This window comes from Streptomyces europaeiscabiei (genome assembly GCF_036346855.1).
Lineage (GTDB): Bacteria > Actinomycetota > Actinomycetes > Streptomycetales > Streptomycetaceae > Streptomyces > Streptomyces europaeiscabiei.
Genome location: NZ_CP107841.1, coordinates 3,973,016 through 3,989,442, shown reverse-complemented (window position 1 = coordinate 3,989,442; position 16,427 = coordinate 3,973,016). Strand labels below are relative to the sequence as shown.

18 protein-coding genes are annotated in these 16,427 nt (G+C 69.8%); 11 read left to right on the top strand and 7 right to left on the bottom strand.

What is annotated here, in order from left to right:
- Positions 1 to 185: 185 nt before the first annotated feature.
- From OG858_RS17235 to OG858_RS17220, 4 genes are all read left to right on the top strand, one after another.
- Positions 186 to 1,538 (top strand): DUF445 domain-containing protein, encoded by a 1,353-nt coding sequence (locus tag OG858_RS17235; RefSeq protein WP_086749160.1) that lies wholly within the window; start codon positions 186 to 188, stop codon positions 1,536 to 1,538.
- Between the two features lie 174 nt (positions 1,539 to 1,712).
- Entirely contained in the window at positions 1,713 to 3,185 is a 1,473-nt protein-coding gene (locus tag OG858_RS17230) for an MFS transporter (RefSeq protein WP_319316195.1), read from the top strand.
- 185 nt (positions 3,186 to 3,370) lie between these two features.
- Positions 3,371 to 3,835, top strand: coding sequence for a hypothetical protein (locus OG858_RS17225; RefSeq protein WP_319263653.1), 465 nt, complete (start codon positions 3,371 to 3,373; stop codon positions 3,833 to 3,835).
- A 78-nt stretch (positions 3,836 to 3,913) separates the two neighbouring features.
- Positions 3,914 to 4,282, top strand: a complete 369-nt coding sequence (locus tag OG858_RS17220) for an Mth938-like domain-containing protein (protein ID WP_086749167.1) — start codon at positions 3,914 to 3,916, stop codon at positions 4,280 to 4,282.
- A 103-nt stretch (positions 4,283 to 4,385) separates the two neighbouring features.
- Here OG858_RS17220 and OG858_RS17215 read toward each other — a convergent pair whose 3' ends face one another.
- Entirely contained in the window at positions 4,386 to 4,886 is a 501-nt protein-coding gene (locus OG858_RS17215) for a hypothetical protein (protein WP_037703760.1), read from the bottom strand.
- Positions 4,887 to 4,934: 48 nt separating this feature from the next.
- The gene (locus OG858_RS17210; RefSeq protein WP_328544735.1) at positions 4,935 to 5,519 is read right to left on the bottom strand and encodes a protease; all 585 of its coding nucleotides are present in this window, start codon (positions 5,517 to 5,519) and stop codon (positions 4,935 to 4,937) included.
- Between the two features lie 173 nt (positions 5,520 to 5,692).
- On the opposite strand from OG858_RS17210, the gene OG858_RS17205 reads away from it, so the two are divergent.
- On the top strand, positions 5,693 to 6,676 hold the full coding sequence (locus tag OG858_RS17205) for a GlxA family transcriptional regulator (RefSeq protein WP_328544736.1): 984 nt from the start codon (positions 5,693 to 5,695) through the stop codon (positions 6,674 to 6,676).
- A gap of 197 nt (positions 6,677 to 6,873) precedes the next feature.
- Here OG858_RS17205 and OG858_RS17200 read toward each other — a convergent pair whose 3' ends face one another.
- From OG858_RS17200 to OG858_RS17190, 3 genes are all read right to left on the bottom strand, one after another.
- Positions 6,874 to 7,176, bottom strand: coding sequence for a hypothetical protein (locus OG858_RS17200; RefSeq protein WP_319064952.1), 303 nt, complete (start codon positions 7,174 to 7,176; stop codon positions 6,874 to 6,876).
- Positions 7,177 to 7,248: 72 nt separating this feature from the next.
- The gene (locus OG858_RS17195; protein ID WP_328544737.1) at positions 7,249 to 7,710 is read right to left on the bottom strand and encodes a barstar family protein; all 462 of its coding nucleotides are present in this window, start codon (positions 7,708 to 7,710) and stop codon (positions 7,249 to 7,251) included.
- A gap of 262 nt (positions 7,711 to 7,972) precedes the next feature.
- Positions 7,973 to 8,776, bottom strand: coding sequence for a ribonuclease domain-containing protein (locus OG858_RS17190; protein WP_328544738.1), 804 nt, complete (start codon positions 8,774 to 8,776; stop codon positions 7,973 to 7,975).
- 447 nt (positions 8,777 to 9,223) lie between these two features.
- Between OG858_RS17190 and OG858_RS17185 the strand changes: the two genes are divergently transcribed.
- From OG858_RS17185 to OG858_RS17165, 5 genes are all read left to right on the top strand, one after another.
- Positions 9,224 to 10,066, top strand: coding sequence for an alpha/beta fold hydrolase (locus tag OG858_RS17185; protein ID WP_328544739.1), 843 nt, complete (start codon positions 9,224 to 9,226; stop codon positions 10,064 to 10,066).
- Positions 10,067 to 10,369: 303 nt separating this feature from the next.
- The gene (locus OG858_RS17180) at positions 10,370 to 11,875 is read left to right on the top strand and encodes a hypothetical protein (protein ID WP_328544740.1); all 1,506 of its coding nucleotides are present in this window, start codon (positions 10,370 to 10,372) and stop codon (positions 11,873 to 11,875) included.
- Positions 11,876 to 11,975: 100 nt separating this feature from the next.
- On the top strand, positions 11,976 to 13,166 hold the full coding sequence (locus tag OG858_RS17175; protein WP_319064947.1) for a winged helix DNA-binding domain-containing protein: 1,191 nt from the start codon (positions 11,976 to 11,978) through the stop codon (positions 13,164 to 13,166).
- A gap of 184 nt (positions 13,167 to 13,350) precedes the next feature.
- Positions 13,351 to 13,830 (top strand): hypothetical protein, encoded by a 480-nt coding sequence (locus OG858_RS17170; protein ID WP_086753233.1) that lies wholly within the window; start codon positions 13,351 to 13,353, stop codon positions 13,828 to 13,830.
- Positions 13,827 to 14,204 (top strand): hypothetical protein, encoded by a 378-nt coding sequence (locus OG858_RS17165; protein WP_086753235.1) that lies wholly within the window; start codon positions 13,827 to 13,829, stop codon positions 14,202 to 14,204. Before OG858_RS17170 ends, OG858_RS17165 begins: the two co-directional genes overlap by 4 nt.
- 182 nt (positions 14,205 to 14,386) lie before the next feature.
- On the opposite strand, the gene OG858_RS17160 is transcribed toward OG858_RS17165, so the two are convergent.
- Together OG858_RS17160 and OG858_RS17155 are read right to left on the bottom strand one after the other, a co-directional pair.
- Positions 14,387 to 14,602, bottom strand: a complete 216-nt coding sequence (locus tag OG858_RS17160) for a DUF397 domain-containing protein (protein WP_086753237.1) — start codon at positions 14,600 to 14,602, stop codon at positions 14,387 to 14,389.
- Entirely contained in the window at positions 14,599 to 15,447 is an 849-nt protein-coding gene (locus OG858_RS17155) for a helix-turn-helix domain-containing protein (protein ID WP_327749545.1), read from the bottom strand. The genes OG858_RS17160 and OG858_RS17155 overlap by 4 nt, the downstream gene beginning before the upstream one ends.
- A gap of 237 nt (positions 15,448 to 15,684) precedes the next feature.
- Between OG858_RS17155 and OG858_RS17150 the strand changes: the two genes are divergently transcribed.
- A complete protein-coding gene (locus OG858_RS17150; protein WP_086753241.1) occupies positions 15,685 to 16,368 on the top strand; it encodes an ATP-binding protein in 684 nt (227 codons plus the stop codon).
- Positions 16,369 to 16,427: the final 59 nt, after the last annotated feature.

Below are 16,427 nucleotides of genomic sequence, written 5' to 3'. Positions count from 1 at the left end.
CCATGATGCGGCATGGGGTGGGGGCGGCTTGCGAGAACCCCCATCGGTTCCCCCGCCCGGACAGACGCGGGGAACTCCTGTTCCGTTCCAGGAGTAGGTGTCAGTAGGTCTATGGAGTACGTCACCAAGAGTTGAAGCGTCGAAGAGCGGACAATGTGTACGGGGGACAGGAACGGGTGGAGTGAATGGACCGTACGAAGGCGGAAGACGCGGCGGAGACGTCAGGAGCGGCAGCGGCGGCGGTGAGCGCCGAGCCGCGTGCTTCGCATCGCACCATGACCACCTTCAGCGCCGCCGACGAGGAGAAACAGCGGGGCGTCCGGCAGATGAAGCTCATCGCGGCCGGGCTCCTGCTCTTCGTGGCCGTGGTGTACGTGCTGGCCAAGTGGGCCTCGCACGAGGGCGCGGGAGCGTGGGCCGGCTATGTCGCGGCGGCCGCCGAGGCGGGCATGGTGGGTGCGCTCGCGGACTGGTTCGCCGTGACCGCGCTGTTCCGGCATCCGCTCGGGCTGCCCATCCCGCACACCGCGATCATCCCCACCAAGAAGGACCAACTGGGCGTCTCGCTCGGTGAGTTCGTCGGCGAGAACTTCCTCTCCCACGATGTCGTACGGCAGCGGCTGCGGGCCGTCGGCATCGGCAGCCGGCTCGGCGCGTGGCTCGCCGAGCCGCAGAACGCCGACCGGGTGACGGCCGAGCTGGCGACCGCGCTCCGGGGCGCCCTGACCGTGCTGCGCGACTCGGACGTGCAGGCCGTGGTCGGGGAGGCGATCACGCGTCGGGCGAACGCCCAGGAGATCGCGCCCGGTATCGGCAAGATGCTGGAGAAGGTCGTCACCGACGGCGGCCACCGGCGGATCGTGGACCTGGTCTGCGCCCGCGCCCAGAACTGGCTGATACTCCATGACGAGCAGGTCATGGACGCGGTCGAGGGCGGCGCCCCCGGCTGGACCCCCCGGTTCGTCGACCGGAGGATCGGCGAACGGGTCTACAAGGAACTGCTGCGCTTCACCACCGAGATGCGTGACTCGCCCACCCACCCGGCGCGCGGCGCCCTCGACCGTTTCCTCACCGACTTCGCCACCGATCTCCAGTCCGACACGGACACCCGCGCGCGGGTGGAGCGGCTGAAGGGCGAGGTGCTCGGCCGGGGCGAGGTCCAGGACCTCATCGCCTCCGCCTGGACGGCCGTACGGTCGATGATCGTGTCCGCCGCCGAGGACGAGCGCAGCGAGCTGCGGCTGCGGGTTCGCACGTCCCTGCTGTCGCTTGGGACCCGGATGGCGACCGAGCCGAGCGCGCAGGCCAAGGTCGACAAGTGGGTCGAGGGTGCGGCGGTGCACGTCGTGACCACCTACCGCGCGGAGATCACCTCCCTCATCACCGAGACCGTCGCGAGCTGGGACCCCGAGCACACCACGAAGAAGATCGAGGCCAACATCGGCCGCGACCTGCAGTTCATCCGGATCAACGGCACGGTGGTGGGCTCCCTGGCGGGCCTGCTGATCTACACGGTGTCGCGGGCGCTGGGGGCGTAGGAGGCGGCGCGCGCACGGGTGTTCGTCCGGCGGGCCGGGCGGACGACCAGTGAGTGGCGAGTGGCGAGTGGCGGGCGGCGGGCGGCGAGCGGCGAGCGGTGAGTGGCGGGGCGTAGTAACTGCTCGTCGGGGCACACGGATCGGGTTCGCTCGACGTGGAGGGAGCCCCAGCCCATGTCCGTCACCGACCCGCAGTCACCGGGTTCACCAGGCTCGCCCGGTGTGATCACCACTGCCGTACCGGCGCGCCTGGACCGTCTTCCCTGGTCCCGCTGGCACTGGACGATCGTGATCGGCCTCGGCACCGTGTGGATCCTCGACGGTCTGGAGGTGACCGTCGTCGGCAACATCGCGGGCCGGCTCTCCGAGGAGGGCAGCGGACTGCCCATCACATCCGCGCAGGTCACGGGTATGGCGGCCGCGCTGTACGTGGCGGGCGCCTGTGCGGGCGCCCTCTTCTTCGGCCGGATGACCGACCGGTTCGGCCGCAAGAAGCTGTTCATGGTGACCCTGCTGGTCTATCTGGCGGCGACCGCGCTGACGGCCGTCTCCTTCTCCACCTGGTGGTTCTTCCTCTTCCGCTTCCTCACCGGCTTCGGTATCGGCGGCGAGTACGCGGCCATCAACTCCGCGATCGACGAGCTGATCCCGTCCAAGTACCGGGGCCGCGTCGACATCGTCATCAACGGCAGCTTCTGGCTCGGCGCGATCGGCGGCTCGCTGCTGTCGATCGTCGCCCTGAACACCGACCTCTTCCCGGCGAACGTCGGCTGGCGGCTGACCTTCGCCCTCGGTGTGGTGCTGGGCCTGGTGATCCTGCTGGTCCGCCGGAACGTCCCCGAGAGTCCCCGCTGGCTGCTGATCCACGGCAGGGAACAGGAGGCCGAACGGCTGGTGGGGGAGGCGGAGGAGCAGGTCGAGGCGGAGAAGGGCCGCGCGCTGCCGCCCGCCGAGAGCGAGATGACCGTCCATCAGCGCGAGAGCATCGGCTTCGGCACGATCGCCCGTACGGTCTTCTCCCAGTACCGCCGCCGCGCGATCCTCGGCTTCTCCCTCTTCATCGGCCAGGCGTTCCTCTACAACGCGATCACCTTCGGCTTCGGCGCGATCCTCACCACGTTCTACGACGTCCCGACCTCCGACACCGGCTACTACTTCGCCGTCATCGCCGCCGGCAACCTGCTCGGCCCCCTCCTGCTCGGCAGGCTGTTCGACACGGTCGGCCGCAAGATCATGATCTCGTCGACGTATCTGCTGTCCGGTGTCCTGCTCTTCGTCACCGCCTGGCTGTTCGGCCGGGGTTCGCTCGACGACGTGACCCTGACGGCCTGCTGGTGCGTGGTGCTCTTCTTCGCCTCGGCCGGGGCGAGCAGCGCCTATCTGACGGTCTCCGAGGTCTTCCCCATGGAGACCCGCGCGATGGCCATCGCCTTCTTCTACGCCATCGGCACGGCAGCCGGCGGCATCAGCGGCCCGCTGATCTTCGCCGAGCTGACGGAGTCCGGCGTCGTCTCCGACACCGTCCTCGCCTTCCGGATCGGCGCGGCTCTGATGTGCGCGGCGGGCCTGGTGGCGGCGTTCCTCGCGGTGCGTGCGGAGCGGCGCTCCCTGGAGGACATCGCCGAGCCACTGTCGGCGAGGGCGTGACGCTCCGCCGAGGGCGCCGGGTTGGGCGGTTGGTCGTGCGCGGCGCGCGGCGCGCGGCGCCGTCGTGGCTGGCCGCGCAGTTCCCCGCGCCCCTTCGGGCGCTGCCCCTCTGGGTATGGGTGAGTAGGCCGGACTGAGTATCCGTACTCTGTCGGCCCGGCGCCCGCCCAGGAACCCTCGTACGCATGACCGAGAAGCTGCTCCGCCCCCTGCGCACGCGCCCCTGGCCGGAACGCTGGCTGACCCGCCTGCTCGGCGCCGCCCTCGCCGCGGCCGCGTACCGCCTCTGCCTTCCGTGGGACCTGAACAACCGGCCCGAACTGAAGGGTTCCCTCTCGGAGACGACCCCCGTGACCGTCACGGGGGTCGTCGCCCTCGCCCTCGTCCTGCTGCTCCTCGCGGCCTACTTCGGCCACCGGGACGCCCTGGCCTGGCCGGTGCTCCTGGTCGCCGTCCCGCCGTCCGCCCTGATGTACACCTCCTTCCACACCCACCCCGAGCCCCTGGACGCCTCCGTCTGGCCCCTGTCCTGGGCCTTCTTCACGTTGGTGCTCGGCGCGTGGGTGCTGGTGGCGGCGTCGGTGGCACGGGGCTTCCGGACGGAGACGGCCGACGAGGAGTGGCTGATCAGGAGCGGTGGATGTGGCTGATCAGGAGCAGCGGATCAGGAGTGGTTGATCGGGGCTGACAAACTGATCGCCTTCGCGCGACGACGTACAGGGGACACGATGAAGAGATCGCCGCTGATCACGCACGTCTCATGGGGACGGATGGAGGTCGAAGGGCTCGCGGACGGCAAGGACTTCGTCCTCTACCCCGGGGGCGGGCACGCCTGGGACTGGAGCGAGCACGGCACCCGCCACGAGCCCGGCATCCAGCCCGCGGACGTACGCGAACTCCTCGACCGTGGCTGCACGGTCGTCGTCCTGAGCGAGGGCATGGACCGGCGGCTGAAGACGATGCCGGAGACCTCGCTGCTGCTTCGTGAGGCGGGCGTCACCGCGCACATCGAGGAGACGAAGGATGCCGTCGATCTGTACAACCGACTGGCGGCCGAGGGGGAGTCCGTCGGCGGCCTGTTCCACTCGACCTGCTGACCTGCTGACCTGCTGACCTGCTGACCTGCTGAGCGGTTGGGGGGCTGAGCGGTTGAGTGTTGTCGGTGCCGCTCGCCCGCCCGGCCGCCGCACTCGGGCGCACTCAGCCGTAGAAGTACCGCCGGGCCTTGTCCTCGAAGTACGAGGAGTAGGCGAGGCCGACGACCGGCGTGCCGTGGTAGGAGCCCACGTACTGCTGGGTGCTGTCGACCACGACGGGCCTGGCCATGCAGGCCCACTTGTTGCGCTGCTGGGCCTCCGCCCACCGTACGGCCGCCGGGTCCACCCGGTCGCTGACCAGCACCGGGAACGCGCCGATGCCGTTCTGGATCCCGGCCGGCAGGCCGCCCTTCGTCTTCTTCGCGTACGTCAGCACCTGGTCGGTGAAGGTCTCGATGGTCGGGATGGTTATCTCCTGGACCGCCGCTGCCACCGTGAACAGGTGCAGCTTCGTCCCCATCCAGCTCCACCTGAAGTCGGCCCGGCGCCCGACGAGCACGGGCACCCCGGCCCACTCCTCCCACCAGGTACGGCATTCGTCGGCGGCGAGACGGGCGGCCACGGAGGCGAGGTAGGCCTGGGAGGGCGACTGCTGTGGATGCATGGCCGGATCATGCACCCACGCGAGCACCGCTGGGAAGTCGGGTGGGAGTCAGGCCCCCGTGGTCGAACCGGGCCGGACGATCATCAGGATCGTGACCGTCGCCCACAGCAGGTTGAACACCCCGGTGAACATGGCGAGTTGGGCGGTGGCCTTGACTCCGACGGCAGTACGGGTCCCGTCGGCGGTCCCGGTCTCGCGGGCCGTACCGGTCGCACCGGCCATCCCGGTCCCGTCGGCCGTCCCGGTTCCGTCGGCCGTCCCGGTTCCGTCGACTGTCCTGATCCCGCCCCTTCCGCCGATCCTCTCCAGGATCTCCTCCTGCCGGGGCAGCACCAGCGCCAGCAGGACCATGGCCGCGAGGGCGGTCAGCAGCATCGACACGATCAGCCAGGCGTCCTTCAGCACCCCCATGCTCATCGCCGTGGCGAAGCCGAGCACGGGCACGGCGATGCCCACACCGCCGTACACCCGGCAGATCCGGTGCAGCAGCCGTACGGCCGACACCGCCCGCTCGCTTCCGGGTTCGGCCAGCGCCTTGCGCGCGCTCGGCGGGAACATGCTGGCCGCGACGGTGATGGGCCCGACGGCGATGATCGCGGCGAGGACGTGGAGGGAGAGCAGGAACTTGGTCACGGTGGGACGGTAGGGCGCGGAACGATCTCGTAGAAGTGGCGGGATTGCCAGAGGTCAACGGATTCTCGCCAGACTCGCCGGGGTGTGGACCGGGACGTGTCGGAGGGGTGAGTCCGTGACGGACCAGTGTCGGAGCGCCTGGCGGAAATCAGGCGCAGGCCTAAACTCCCGCCATGCACACCGTGGCCGTACTGGCGCTGGACGATGTGATCCCCTTCGACCTGTCCGCCCCCATCGACACCTTCGGCTGGGCCCGGTTGCCGGACGGGCGGGAGGCGTACCGGGTGCGGGTCTGCTCGGTGGAGGGGGACGGGGAGGTGAAGGCGGGACCGTTCAGCGTGCGGGCGCCGTACGGCCTCGATGCGCTGGCCGAGGCCGACACGATCATCCTGCCGGGGACGGCCGACCCGACCGTGCCGCTGCCGCCGGGCGTGACGGAGGCGCTGCACGCGGCGGCGGCGAGTGGGACGCGGATCGCCTCGATCTGCGTCGGCGCGTTCCTCTTCGCGGCGACGGGCCTGCTGGACGGACTGCGCGCCACGACCCACTGGATCGCGGCCCCCGATCTGGCGGCCCGCCACCCCGAGGTCACCGTCGACCCGAACGTCCTCTACGTCGACAACGGCCAGTTCCTGACCTCGGCGGGCGCCGCCGCGGCCATGGACATGTGCCTGCACATGATCCGCAAGGACCATGGCTCGGCGGTCGCCGCGTTCACCGCCCGGATGTGTGTCATGCCCCTCGAACGGGAGGGCGGCCAGGCCCAGTTCATCGTCCAGGACCAGCCCCCGGCTCCCGCCGGCGCGACGATGGAACCCCTCCTGCGCTGGCTGGAGGAGAACGTGGAGCGGGATCTGACGCTGGACGACATCGCCCTCCACGCCGGCACCAGCGCCCGCACCCTGAACCGCCGCTTCCGCGAACAGACCGGCACGACGCCGTTGCAGTGGCTGCACCGGGCGAGGGTCCGCCGCGCCCAGTACCTCCTGGAGTCCACCGACCACACGATCGAACGCGTCGCGACCCAGGCGGGCTTCGGCTCCCCGACGGCGTTCCGGGACCGCTTCAAGAGGGTGGTGGGGACGAGCCCGTACGCGTACCGGCGGGCTTTCAGGGGGAGTGACCGCGACGAAGCCACCCCCCTTGAAAGGGAGTGACCGCGGCGAAGTCAGGGGCGGGGCTGTGACATCGTGCGGCTCCGCACACGTGGCCGCGAGCAACCACACCCGACCCGCACCACCCGACCCGCACCACCCGACCCGCACCACCCGACCCGCACCACCCGACCCGCACCACCCGACCCGCACCACCCGACCCGCACCACCCGACCCGCATCACCCGACCGGTGCAACCCCTACCCCTTGCGGTCAGCCACCACCCAAGAGGCCGCCGCGACCACCCCGGCCACCCCGAACACCGCAGGCCAGGCCCCCACCTTCTTTGCCAGGGGATGCGACCCGGCGAACGCGGCCACATACCCGGCGGTCAGCGCCCCCGCCGCCTTGCCTCCGGCAGCCTTTTGCCACTGCTGAGCCGCGGCGGCCCCGGCCACCGCGAGCACCACCCCACCGAGCGGCCGCTTCTTCGTCCAGCGGGCCACCCCGTACCCACCGATGAGCCCGCTCGCGGCCACCGCCGCCGTGGGAACCTTCGCCATCCCTGCCTCCTGCCGCTCCTGATCGCTGTCGGTCGAGGCTAATCCTCGGACGGCGCCGGTCCCGTACGCCCATTACTTTCCTCGGGGAGCCCGGTTCGGGTCCGCGGCCCGGACGCGGCGGGCGAGGACGCGAAGCCGGTCGGGGGTGTCGCGCAGCAGCACATGGAGCCTGAAGCCGTCCGGGTACACGCCGGCGTCCTCGTCGTCGTCGGCGACCGTGGCGGCGTCGGAGAGGGTTTGGAGCAGGACCTCGAGTTCCGGGGGAGGCGCGTCGGTGAGGAGCAGGAACGCGTCCTCGACCAGGATCGTCAGCGGGCCCGCGGGGGGCGGCCCGTCGGGGTCGGAGTGCCACAGCGCCCGCTCCGAGACGCAGTCATGGAAGGCGTTCCAGTTGTGCCCGAAGTGGCTGGGGAAATCCAGGGCCTGGGCCCACGCGGCGAAGAGCTCCGCGCTGGTGCGGCAGCCGGTGCCACGGATCACCACGGGCAGAACCTCTCCCGGTGGTTCGTCGACGGTCAGTTCCAGCCAGTGCATGAGGTGTCCTCGCTGATGGCGAAAGGGGGCCGCGAGCCCGGAGTCCACGGGGTCGTGCTTCGGGCAGGCCGGGACCGCGCCGCTGCCGCCGCCGGGTGCTCCGCGGAGGAAGGTACCGCGGAGCACCCGTTCTTCGGCGCGTTGGTCCTGTGCCCGTGCGATCAGCGCCCGGTCTCGGTTCCGGTCCTGACCTGCCCGGTCTCGGTTCCGGTGGTCCCGGTCCCGGTCCCGGTCCTGGCGGGCATGGTCCTGTTCTCGATCGTCACACGCTGGCGATGAGCAGCAGGGCGCCGAGCAGGAAGGCCCCGATCTGCTGGTAGATGAGGTCACCCGTCTCGTCGGCCTGCCCCAGCGGATCGTTGTTCGCGATCTCGAAGTCCGGGTCCTCGATGGGCGTGAAGACGAGCGGGTCCGGTGTGCCGCCGCGGTCGCCGCCCGCGGGCGGGTCACCGGCGGTCTCCTCCACGACCGGAGTGAGGGAGTTGTCGACGGTGAAGGTGTTGTCGGGCATCGACGGCTGGGCGTCGTCCACGTCGGGAAGGTTCTGGTAGGCGTACAGGTGGAAGTTGGCGTAGTGGTCGTCGGTGAAGAAGATGAAGCCGTTGGTCGAGTCACGGACGATCCGGTCGGCGTTGCGCGCGGTCCTCCGGGTGGGCCGGAAGTCGATGTCGTACTCGTTGAAGGTCGGCGTCTGTGCGTTGGGGAAGTTGGCCTGGATGAACGCGGTGAGCTGGCCGTCCCGGTCGCCGTAGTTGCCGCCGCGGTAGATGAAGGCGGTGACGCCGTTCGAGTCCTGCTCCGAGGACGTGGCCTTGTTCGTCGGCCAGGCCTTGGTGGCCCAGAACGCGACCATCTCTTCGAGGCGGCCGGGAAAGGTGAAGCCGTTGCCGTCGTCCACGGCGGCGCTCGCCTTCTGCTGCGACTCGGTCGTCAGCAGGGTCACGCCTCCCAGGACGGTCGCGATGGCGAGGAAGAGGGCCAGGAACTTCCCGCTGAGCCAGCGGGAACGACGTTTGTGGCGAGTGGCGCCGACCGGCTCGGCGGCTGTTATTCGTTCCGAAGTCATGCGGAAGACTCCTTCGTGCGTGAATCCGTGACAGGTCGTCAAAGCCGCCCGGACAGAAGGGTTCTTGTGAACGGGCTCTTGCAGACGGGTTCGCGGATGGGTTCGCAGACGGGTTCTTGCGGGCGGGCTCGCACGGGCTCGCACGGGCGGTTTCTTGCTTTCCGGAAGTTGTCCGGGCGAGGTGTGTGCGGCCTGATCACCGGTGATCGCGTGCGGTACGGCGAGTCTTCTCAGCAAGCGCACGGTTCGCCAGGGTCAAACATCCCGACCCACGGGTAATATCAGGTTTCCTGTCGAATGTGGCGATGTCTTACCTGGTCAGGATGGGTAAGGGTGGATCGAGTCCCGCTGTGCCCGTGCTCACATCACCGAGGGGTGGCTGCCGGTGCGTGCGCCGTGACGGCCAACTCGGTTGCTCCTGCCCGGCCGTACGGCAACCATCAGCCGATGCACGCCACCACCGGCTCCCTCACTGCCCCGGACGGCATCCGCCTCGCCTACCGCGACCACGCCCCGGGGCAGGAGTCCGCCGCCCGCACCCTCCTCCTCCTGCACGGCCTCGCCGGTCACCTGGGGGAGTGGGACGAGCTGTTGCCGCCGCTCCTGGCGCAGGGCCACCGCGTGGTGACGTACGACGCCCGGGGCCATGGCGCGAGCACCGGCCGCCCGGCGGACATGAGCAGGGCGGCCTGCGTGCGGGACACGGTGACGGTGATCCGCGAACTGGGCCTGGACGCCCACGGGCAGGCGCGCCTGACCCTCGTGGGCCAGTCCCTCGGCGGTCACGCGGCCTTCCTCGCCGCGGCCGCCCACCCGGAACTCATCCACTCCCTGATCCTGATCGAGGCCGGCCCGGGCGCCCCCGACCCCGCCCTCCGCACCCACATCGCCGCCTGGATGGACGGCTGGCCCACCCCCTTCGACTCCCCTTCCCGGGCAACCCACTTCTTCGGTCACGCCAGTTGGTCCCGCAACCTCGAACGCCGCCCCGACGGCTGGCACCCCCGGGTCGACCGCGCCACGATGCTCGCCGCGATCGAGGAGCTGGCCGAATCGTCGTACGACCCCGAGTGGGCCGCCACCACCTGCCCCGCCCTGGTCGTACGCGGGGCGCGGGGCACCATGCGGGCGGCCGACGCCGCGAGGATGCCTGCCCTGCGGGCCCCGGACGCCAGGACCGACCTCGCCGTCATCGAGGACGCGGGCCACGACGTACACCTGGACCAGCCGCAGCGGCTGTATGCGGCGATGGCCGGTTTCCTCAACTCCCTTCCTGCGGACGATAGTTGAGCCTCCCGGGAATGTGACTCACGTCACCTCCGGGGCGTGGGGGAAGTGGTTCGCGACGCCCCCGTAGGCCTGGCATGCTCATGCATGGCTACTGGGGGGTAACCGTCGTGTGCGCACGGTCATGAGGACCGCTGTGCCATCACGGCCCGCCCCCCACCGCCAGGTGCCAACTCTCCACTCGCACCTGCTCACCGTCATTCGTCATTCGTCATGGCGCCATGACGGCATGTCGTTCCCGTCATTTCGCCTTGGCCATCCCTCCTGCAGCGCAGCCCCCTTGTCACCGCTCCCGAGGACTCACGCGTGTACAAGCTCAGAAGACATGCCCTGGTTTCGGCACTGTCGGCGATCACCGTCGCGACCCTGCTGGCCACCGGCTGCTCCACCAACTCCCCCGCCGCCGCCGACAAGGCGGCCGCCACGACGGCCGAGACCCCAAACCCCGGGGCGGCCGAGGAACAACTCGCCGTCGTCGCCGCCCCGAACGGCGACCCCACCCCCACCGCCGTCGCCGACGCGAACGCGCCCGACCAGGGCAAGGCCAAGAAGTCCGCGCTCAAGGTCGCTTCCTACGACAGGAAGAGCGGCCGGACGGTCATCGCCGCACCGCCGTCCGGCGCGGGCGCCGAGCCGTCGGCGACGCCGTCGGAGACGGCGACCACAACCCCCGACGACTCCGGTGAGAACTCCGACACCGACCCGGGCGCGACCCCTGGTGGGGAGCCCGCGAAGCCGAAGGCCGCCGTGGCCGTCGGCGACGTCATAGCCAGCGCCCCCGCCCCCGGTGCCCCCGACGGCGTACTGGCCGAGGTGACGGGGATCGTCGAGACCGCGGCGGACGGCGCTACGACGGTCGAGACCGAGCCGGCCAAGCTCAACTCGGTCCTGGGCGAGAGCGAGGCCGACGGCAAGGTCCCCGTCGACCCGTCCACCCTGGAGGTCGACCCGCTCGTCCAGGGCGTGAAGGTCTCCTGGGCGAAGACCGGCGACCTCACCTTCGGCCCCGAGGGCGCGAAGCTCCCGCTGGGCAGCCTGCGCATCGACGTGGGCGCCGCCGTGGAGACCGCCCCGGGCGCCCCCGCCTCTGCCGCCGCGTCGGTCGAGGGCTTCGTCCAGCTCGCCCCCGAGGTCGCCTTCTCGTACGACGGTTCCGGGTCCGGCACGGGCTCCTCGCCCGGCGGCGCGTTCCTGGGCCTGACCGGCGACTGGGCCTCCCAGTGGTCGCTGAAGGGCCGCGCGGCCGGCTCGACCAACGGCAAGCCGATCCGTATCCCCTTCGCCGAACTGCACGCCGACCCCGTGATCCAGGTCGGCCCGGTCCCGATCGTCGTCAACCTGGACCTCGTCTGCTACTTCCAGGTGGACGCCGACGGCCGCGTCACGGTCGACGTCGAGCAGGACCTCAAGGGCGACTTCCGCGTCGGCGGCAACTTCACCTGGTCCAAGGGCTGGCAGGGCGTCAGCGAGTCCCACATGACCGGTGAGCCCCTGAAGACGACGGTCACCGCCGTCGGCGACGTCAAGGCCGCGCTGGGCGCCGAGGCGACGATCGGCCTCTACGGCACGGTCGGCGTCACCGCCGACGTTGCCCCCTACCTCCGCGCCGAGGCCGACGCGAAGGCCGAAGGCTCGGCGGACGGCACGGGCTCGGCCTCCGGCTCCTGGGCCCTGTACGGCGGCATCGACCTCACCGGCACGCTCAATCTCCAACTCTCCATCTTCGGCACCCCGATCTTCCAGACGAAGATCCCCCTCGGCGCCCTGCACGAGGAGTGGCTGCTGACGAAGGGCGAGGCGAAGACGACGTAACAGGTCGCGCCCCTTGCTCCCCACAGGCCCTGCTCCGCCCCCCACGTAGGGGGCGGAGCAGGGCCTGCTGCGTCGGACCCCGGTGCAGGAGAATCGCACCATGGGGACCAGGAAGCTCACCGCCCGCGCTCTCAACCGCGCCACTCTCGCCCGTCAACTCCTCCTCAAACGGGAGCCGTTGGACGTCGTCGAGGCGGTACGCCGAATCGTGGCCCTCCAGGCCCAGCAGCCGGCCTCCCCGTACATCGCCCTCTGGAACCGCCTCGCCCCCTTCGACCCGACGGCCCTGGACGCGGCGATGACCGACCACCGGCTGGTCAGGGCGACGCTGATGCGCATCACCGTCCACACCGTGCACGCCGACGACTACGGGCCCTTCCGCGAGGCCATGGAGCCCACCCTCCGAGGCTCCCGCCTGGGTGACCCCCGCTACCGTGCCTCGGGCTTGACGCCCGCCGACGCCGATACCTTCCTCCCACCCCTCCTGACATACGCCGACGGCCACCCGCGCACAGCCGCCGAACTCAGGACCTGGCTGGAGGAACACCTCGGCACCACCGCGCCGGACGCCACCACCGCGCCGGACACCGCCGCCCACCGAATGCTCCGCCACTACGCGCCCTTGTGGCACGCCCCCACCGGCGGCCCCTGGTCCTTCGACACCCGCCAGTCGTACGTGGCGGCCTCACCCCGACCGGCACTCACGGACCCGGACGCGGCCACCGACGGCCTGCGTACCCTGATCCGCCGCTACCTCCAGGGCTTCGGCCCGGCGTCGGTGGCGGACATGGCCCAGTTCGCGCTGGTCCAGCAGCGCCGGATCAGGACGGCACTGCAGCCACTGTCCGAGGAACTCGAAGTACTCCAGGCCCCCGACGGCAAAACCCCGCTGTACGACCTCCCCGGCGCCCCCCGCCCACCGGAGGACACCCCCGCCCCACCCCGCCTGATGGCCATGTGGGACAGCACCCTCCTGGCGTACGCCGACCGCGGCCGCGTCCTCCCCGCCGAGTACCGCAAGTACGTGACCCGCATGAACGGCGACGTACTGCCGACGCTGCTGGTGGACGGGTATGTGGCGGGCGTCTGGCGCCCCGTCGGCGGGGCAATCGAAGCCACGGCCTTCCACCCGCTCCCGGACCCGGTCTGGGGCGCCCTCGCCGAGGAGGCCGCCGCCCTGCAGGTCTTCCTCACGGCCCGAGCCGACCCCACGCCCTACCGCCGCTACGACCACTGGTGGGCCAAGCCCCTTCCAGACACCGCAGAGACGCGCTTGCTCCCCGCCGGTTGACCACGTGATGCCCCCGGTGCGGCTGCCAGGAACTGGAGCGGCGTAGGAGCGACGGCCGTCGTACGGAGGCGCCGGGGACGGCCGCAGGCGGTCGGTCGCACGTGAGGTGTGTGACGCTCCACTGCTCCCGCGCCGCTCTTTCGAGTGATGGCGCCCGCGCGAATTTCGAAGTACTTTCAAAGTCATGGGCACCGAGAGCGCCACCGTGAACTTCTCCGAGCTGGTGAACAAGAACAAGCAGACGCTGGCCCGGCTCCAGGAATCACCGAGACTGCTCCTGCACCGCCGGGACGGCGAGGACCTGGTCCTCACCACCGCGGCGCGGGCCGAGCAGGACCAGACCGTGGTGTCCGCGGCCACCCGGATGCTGGCCGCGATGGCTCGCCGAGAGCCCGGCAGCATGGAACTGCTCCTCGACATACTGTCGGACGCCTTCCCATGGGTCCGTTTCCTGCCCGAGCCCGATCTCCACGCCTTCGCCGTCGAACTGGTCGACACCATGCGGGCCGCCGACTCGATCGGCAACACCGCGTCCGTCGCCCAGCTGCTCATCGCCTGGCAGCACACCGCGGAGGTCTACTCCGACCCCGAACTCCTCGCCGCGCTCACCCGGCACCACTCCGAGGACTACGGCTCGGTACCCGACCCTCGGGACATCGCATGACCGCGGGCCGCGGAGACCGCGCCGCACCACCGGCACCACACGGCCACTGGGAAGTGCGCTTCGCGGACGCGGACGCGGACGCGGACGCGGACTCGGCCAGAGGCTGGGAGAGCCTCGCCCAGCAGGCCCGGGAGAACACCTACCGAGCCTGGGTCACCATACGGACCGACCCCAGGCCGACGATCGAGACACCCCGGCACCACCGGCTCAAGGGCGCTCTGGCGCACGGAACCCACCGCGGACAGACCTGCGAGCAGTGGCAGATGGAGGTGACCGGCGGCGGTCGCGTCTGGTACCTCCTGGACACAGCCCGCGACACCTGCTGGATCACCTTCGCCGGCACGGGGCACCCGAGAACCACGGACAAGAGCTGATTCCGCACAGCGGACGAGGTGCGGAACAGTACGGCAGGGATCAACGGCCGAGGTCCGCCACGCCCCGCTCTGCCGCTACCGATCAATGGGCATCGGGTCCCCCGCATCGAAAAGCCAGTCACAGGCTGTACTGGTGCCTGTGCTCCCTCAGGCCTCGTGCGTGGAGTACGGAACCCATCAAGTCAGCACACCGGCTCTTTACCTGCCAAGCCCCGCACGAAGGAACGCCAACTGTCACTCCGAACAGTGACCACGGGCCCTCCCCCGATCTTGGAGTCGCGTACATGTGTGCGATCAGCGGATATCGCGCACTCCACGCACTCGCCCCCCGCGCCGTTGCTGTACGACGACGTGAACCACGTCGGACGATCGTCGGCGCCGGCCTCTGCGATGCTCATCTGGCGAATTCCTTCAGGATGGATTTGACCAACTGGGCTGAGCGTTGAGGGCTCAGTGCTGCGGCTCGCAGGCCATCGAACGCCCTGGTGTACTCACGAACATGATGCTCGCCTTCCAGATATACGGCATCGGTGATGCCGTCTCGATACACCAGATCCGGGTCTTCCGGAGCAGGAAAGCCGAGCATCGTGAATGAGCCCGTGGCCGGACAGGTGCCTGAGTCGAAGGGGAGGACCTGGAGGGTCACGGTCGGCAACTCAGCCGATTCCAGGACGCGTTCGAGCTGCTCCCGCATCAGTGCTCGATCCCCGATGACATTCCGCACGGCACCTTCGTTCACGATGAACCAGGCATCGGGGGCGTCGGGACGAGTCAACATGGCTTGGCGCTCCAGACGAACGCGCACGGCCCTGTCGATGTCTTCGGCGGACATGTGTGCACCCGTCGTGTGCAGCTCACGGGCATACGACTCGATCTGCATAAGGCCGGGCAGCAACTCGCACTGGTACTGGCGGAGCGCGGAGGCGTCCTGCTCCAGCCCGATGTAGATGTTGAACCACTCGGGAACGCCTGCACCGTGCACCTGCCACCAACCACGGGTTTTGGCCTGCCGGGCAAGTGACTTGAGGAATTCGCGCAGCTCGTCGCTCGTGCCGTGGAACCGGCAGAGGGCATCGATGTCGGACGGTTGGACCCGGCCGCTGCCCGTCTCCATGCGGTTGACCTTGGAGCCGCTCCAGTCCAGCGCCGCGCCGACCTGGGCGCACGTGAGCCCGCTCTTCTCGCGAAGCTTCTTCAGCTCGATCGAGAGACGGCGACGTCGCGCCGTCGGTGAACCGGCCATCTCAACCCTTTCAATCATCTGTCGAATAGCGGGCGTTCAGTCTCGCGCCTAGAGGTGTGCCTGCCAATCACTCGGAAGTGGGAATCCCGCCGTGCACATTGCATGCCGGGATGAGTCGGCTGCATTCTTGCTGCCGACACCACTCACCGTGAGTTGGTGTGACACTCCGTTGGGCACGTGAGGGCGGGGTGGTGTCGACATACGACGAAAGAGGTCTGAGTGATCCAGGAACCGTGTATGTCTCGGCAACCGTGGGACTTGACCTTCACGGCCGACCCTGAGGAAGTCGGCGCCTTGAGGCGCCTGATGCGGCTCCACCTGGGATTCTGGGGACTGCATGAGGTCGTCGACGAGGCTCAACTCTGCGTCAGCGAGCTCGTCTCGAACGTCATCACACACGTCGGTCATGGCACTCCGGCTACACTCGCGGTCTCGATGAGTGGCACGCACCTGCGCATTGAAGTCCACGACCCCGACACGCGTGCCCTGCCCACGCTCATGGCCGCGGATTCCGATTCGGAGAGTGGGCGCGGCATGGCCCTCGTCGATGCCGTGGCCGACTGCTGGGGCGTTCAGTTCCGCAGCGGCCGGAAGGTCACCTGGTGTGAGCTGGGCACGGGGATCATGCCACCGACCGGTCAGGGAGGTGGCTCTGGTGTGTCGCGTGCCGAGAAGCTGCTCGACGTCTACGCCACGACGAAGTCGCCACCCGTTTCGACCATCGACAGCAGGCTGAGCACGACCATGGCCGAAGAAGCGGTGATCGGCGTGATCACTGACTTTCTGCACTGGCTTCGGGCACACGGCAAAGATCCGGACGAGGTTCTGGACCACGCCCAGACCCGGTTCGAGTCGCAGATCCGGGAAACCGCAGCGACACCGTGCTCGCCCCGGAACCGCCCGGCAAAGCGGCGGAGCTGACCGATCGGACGCGGAGAGCCGGCTCGCGGGACCGACAGGAGGTGTCAGCTCTGTTGTCG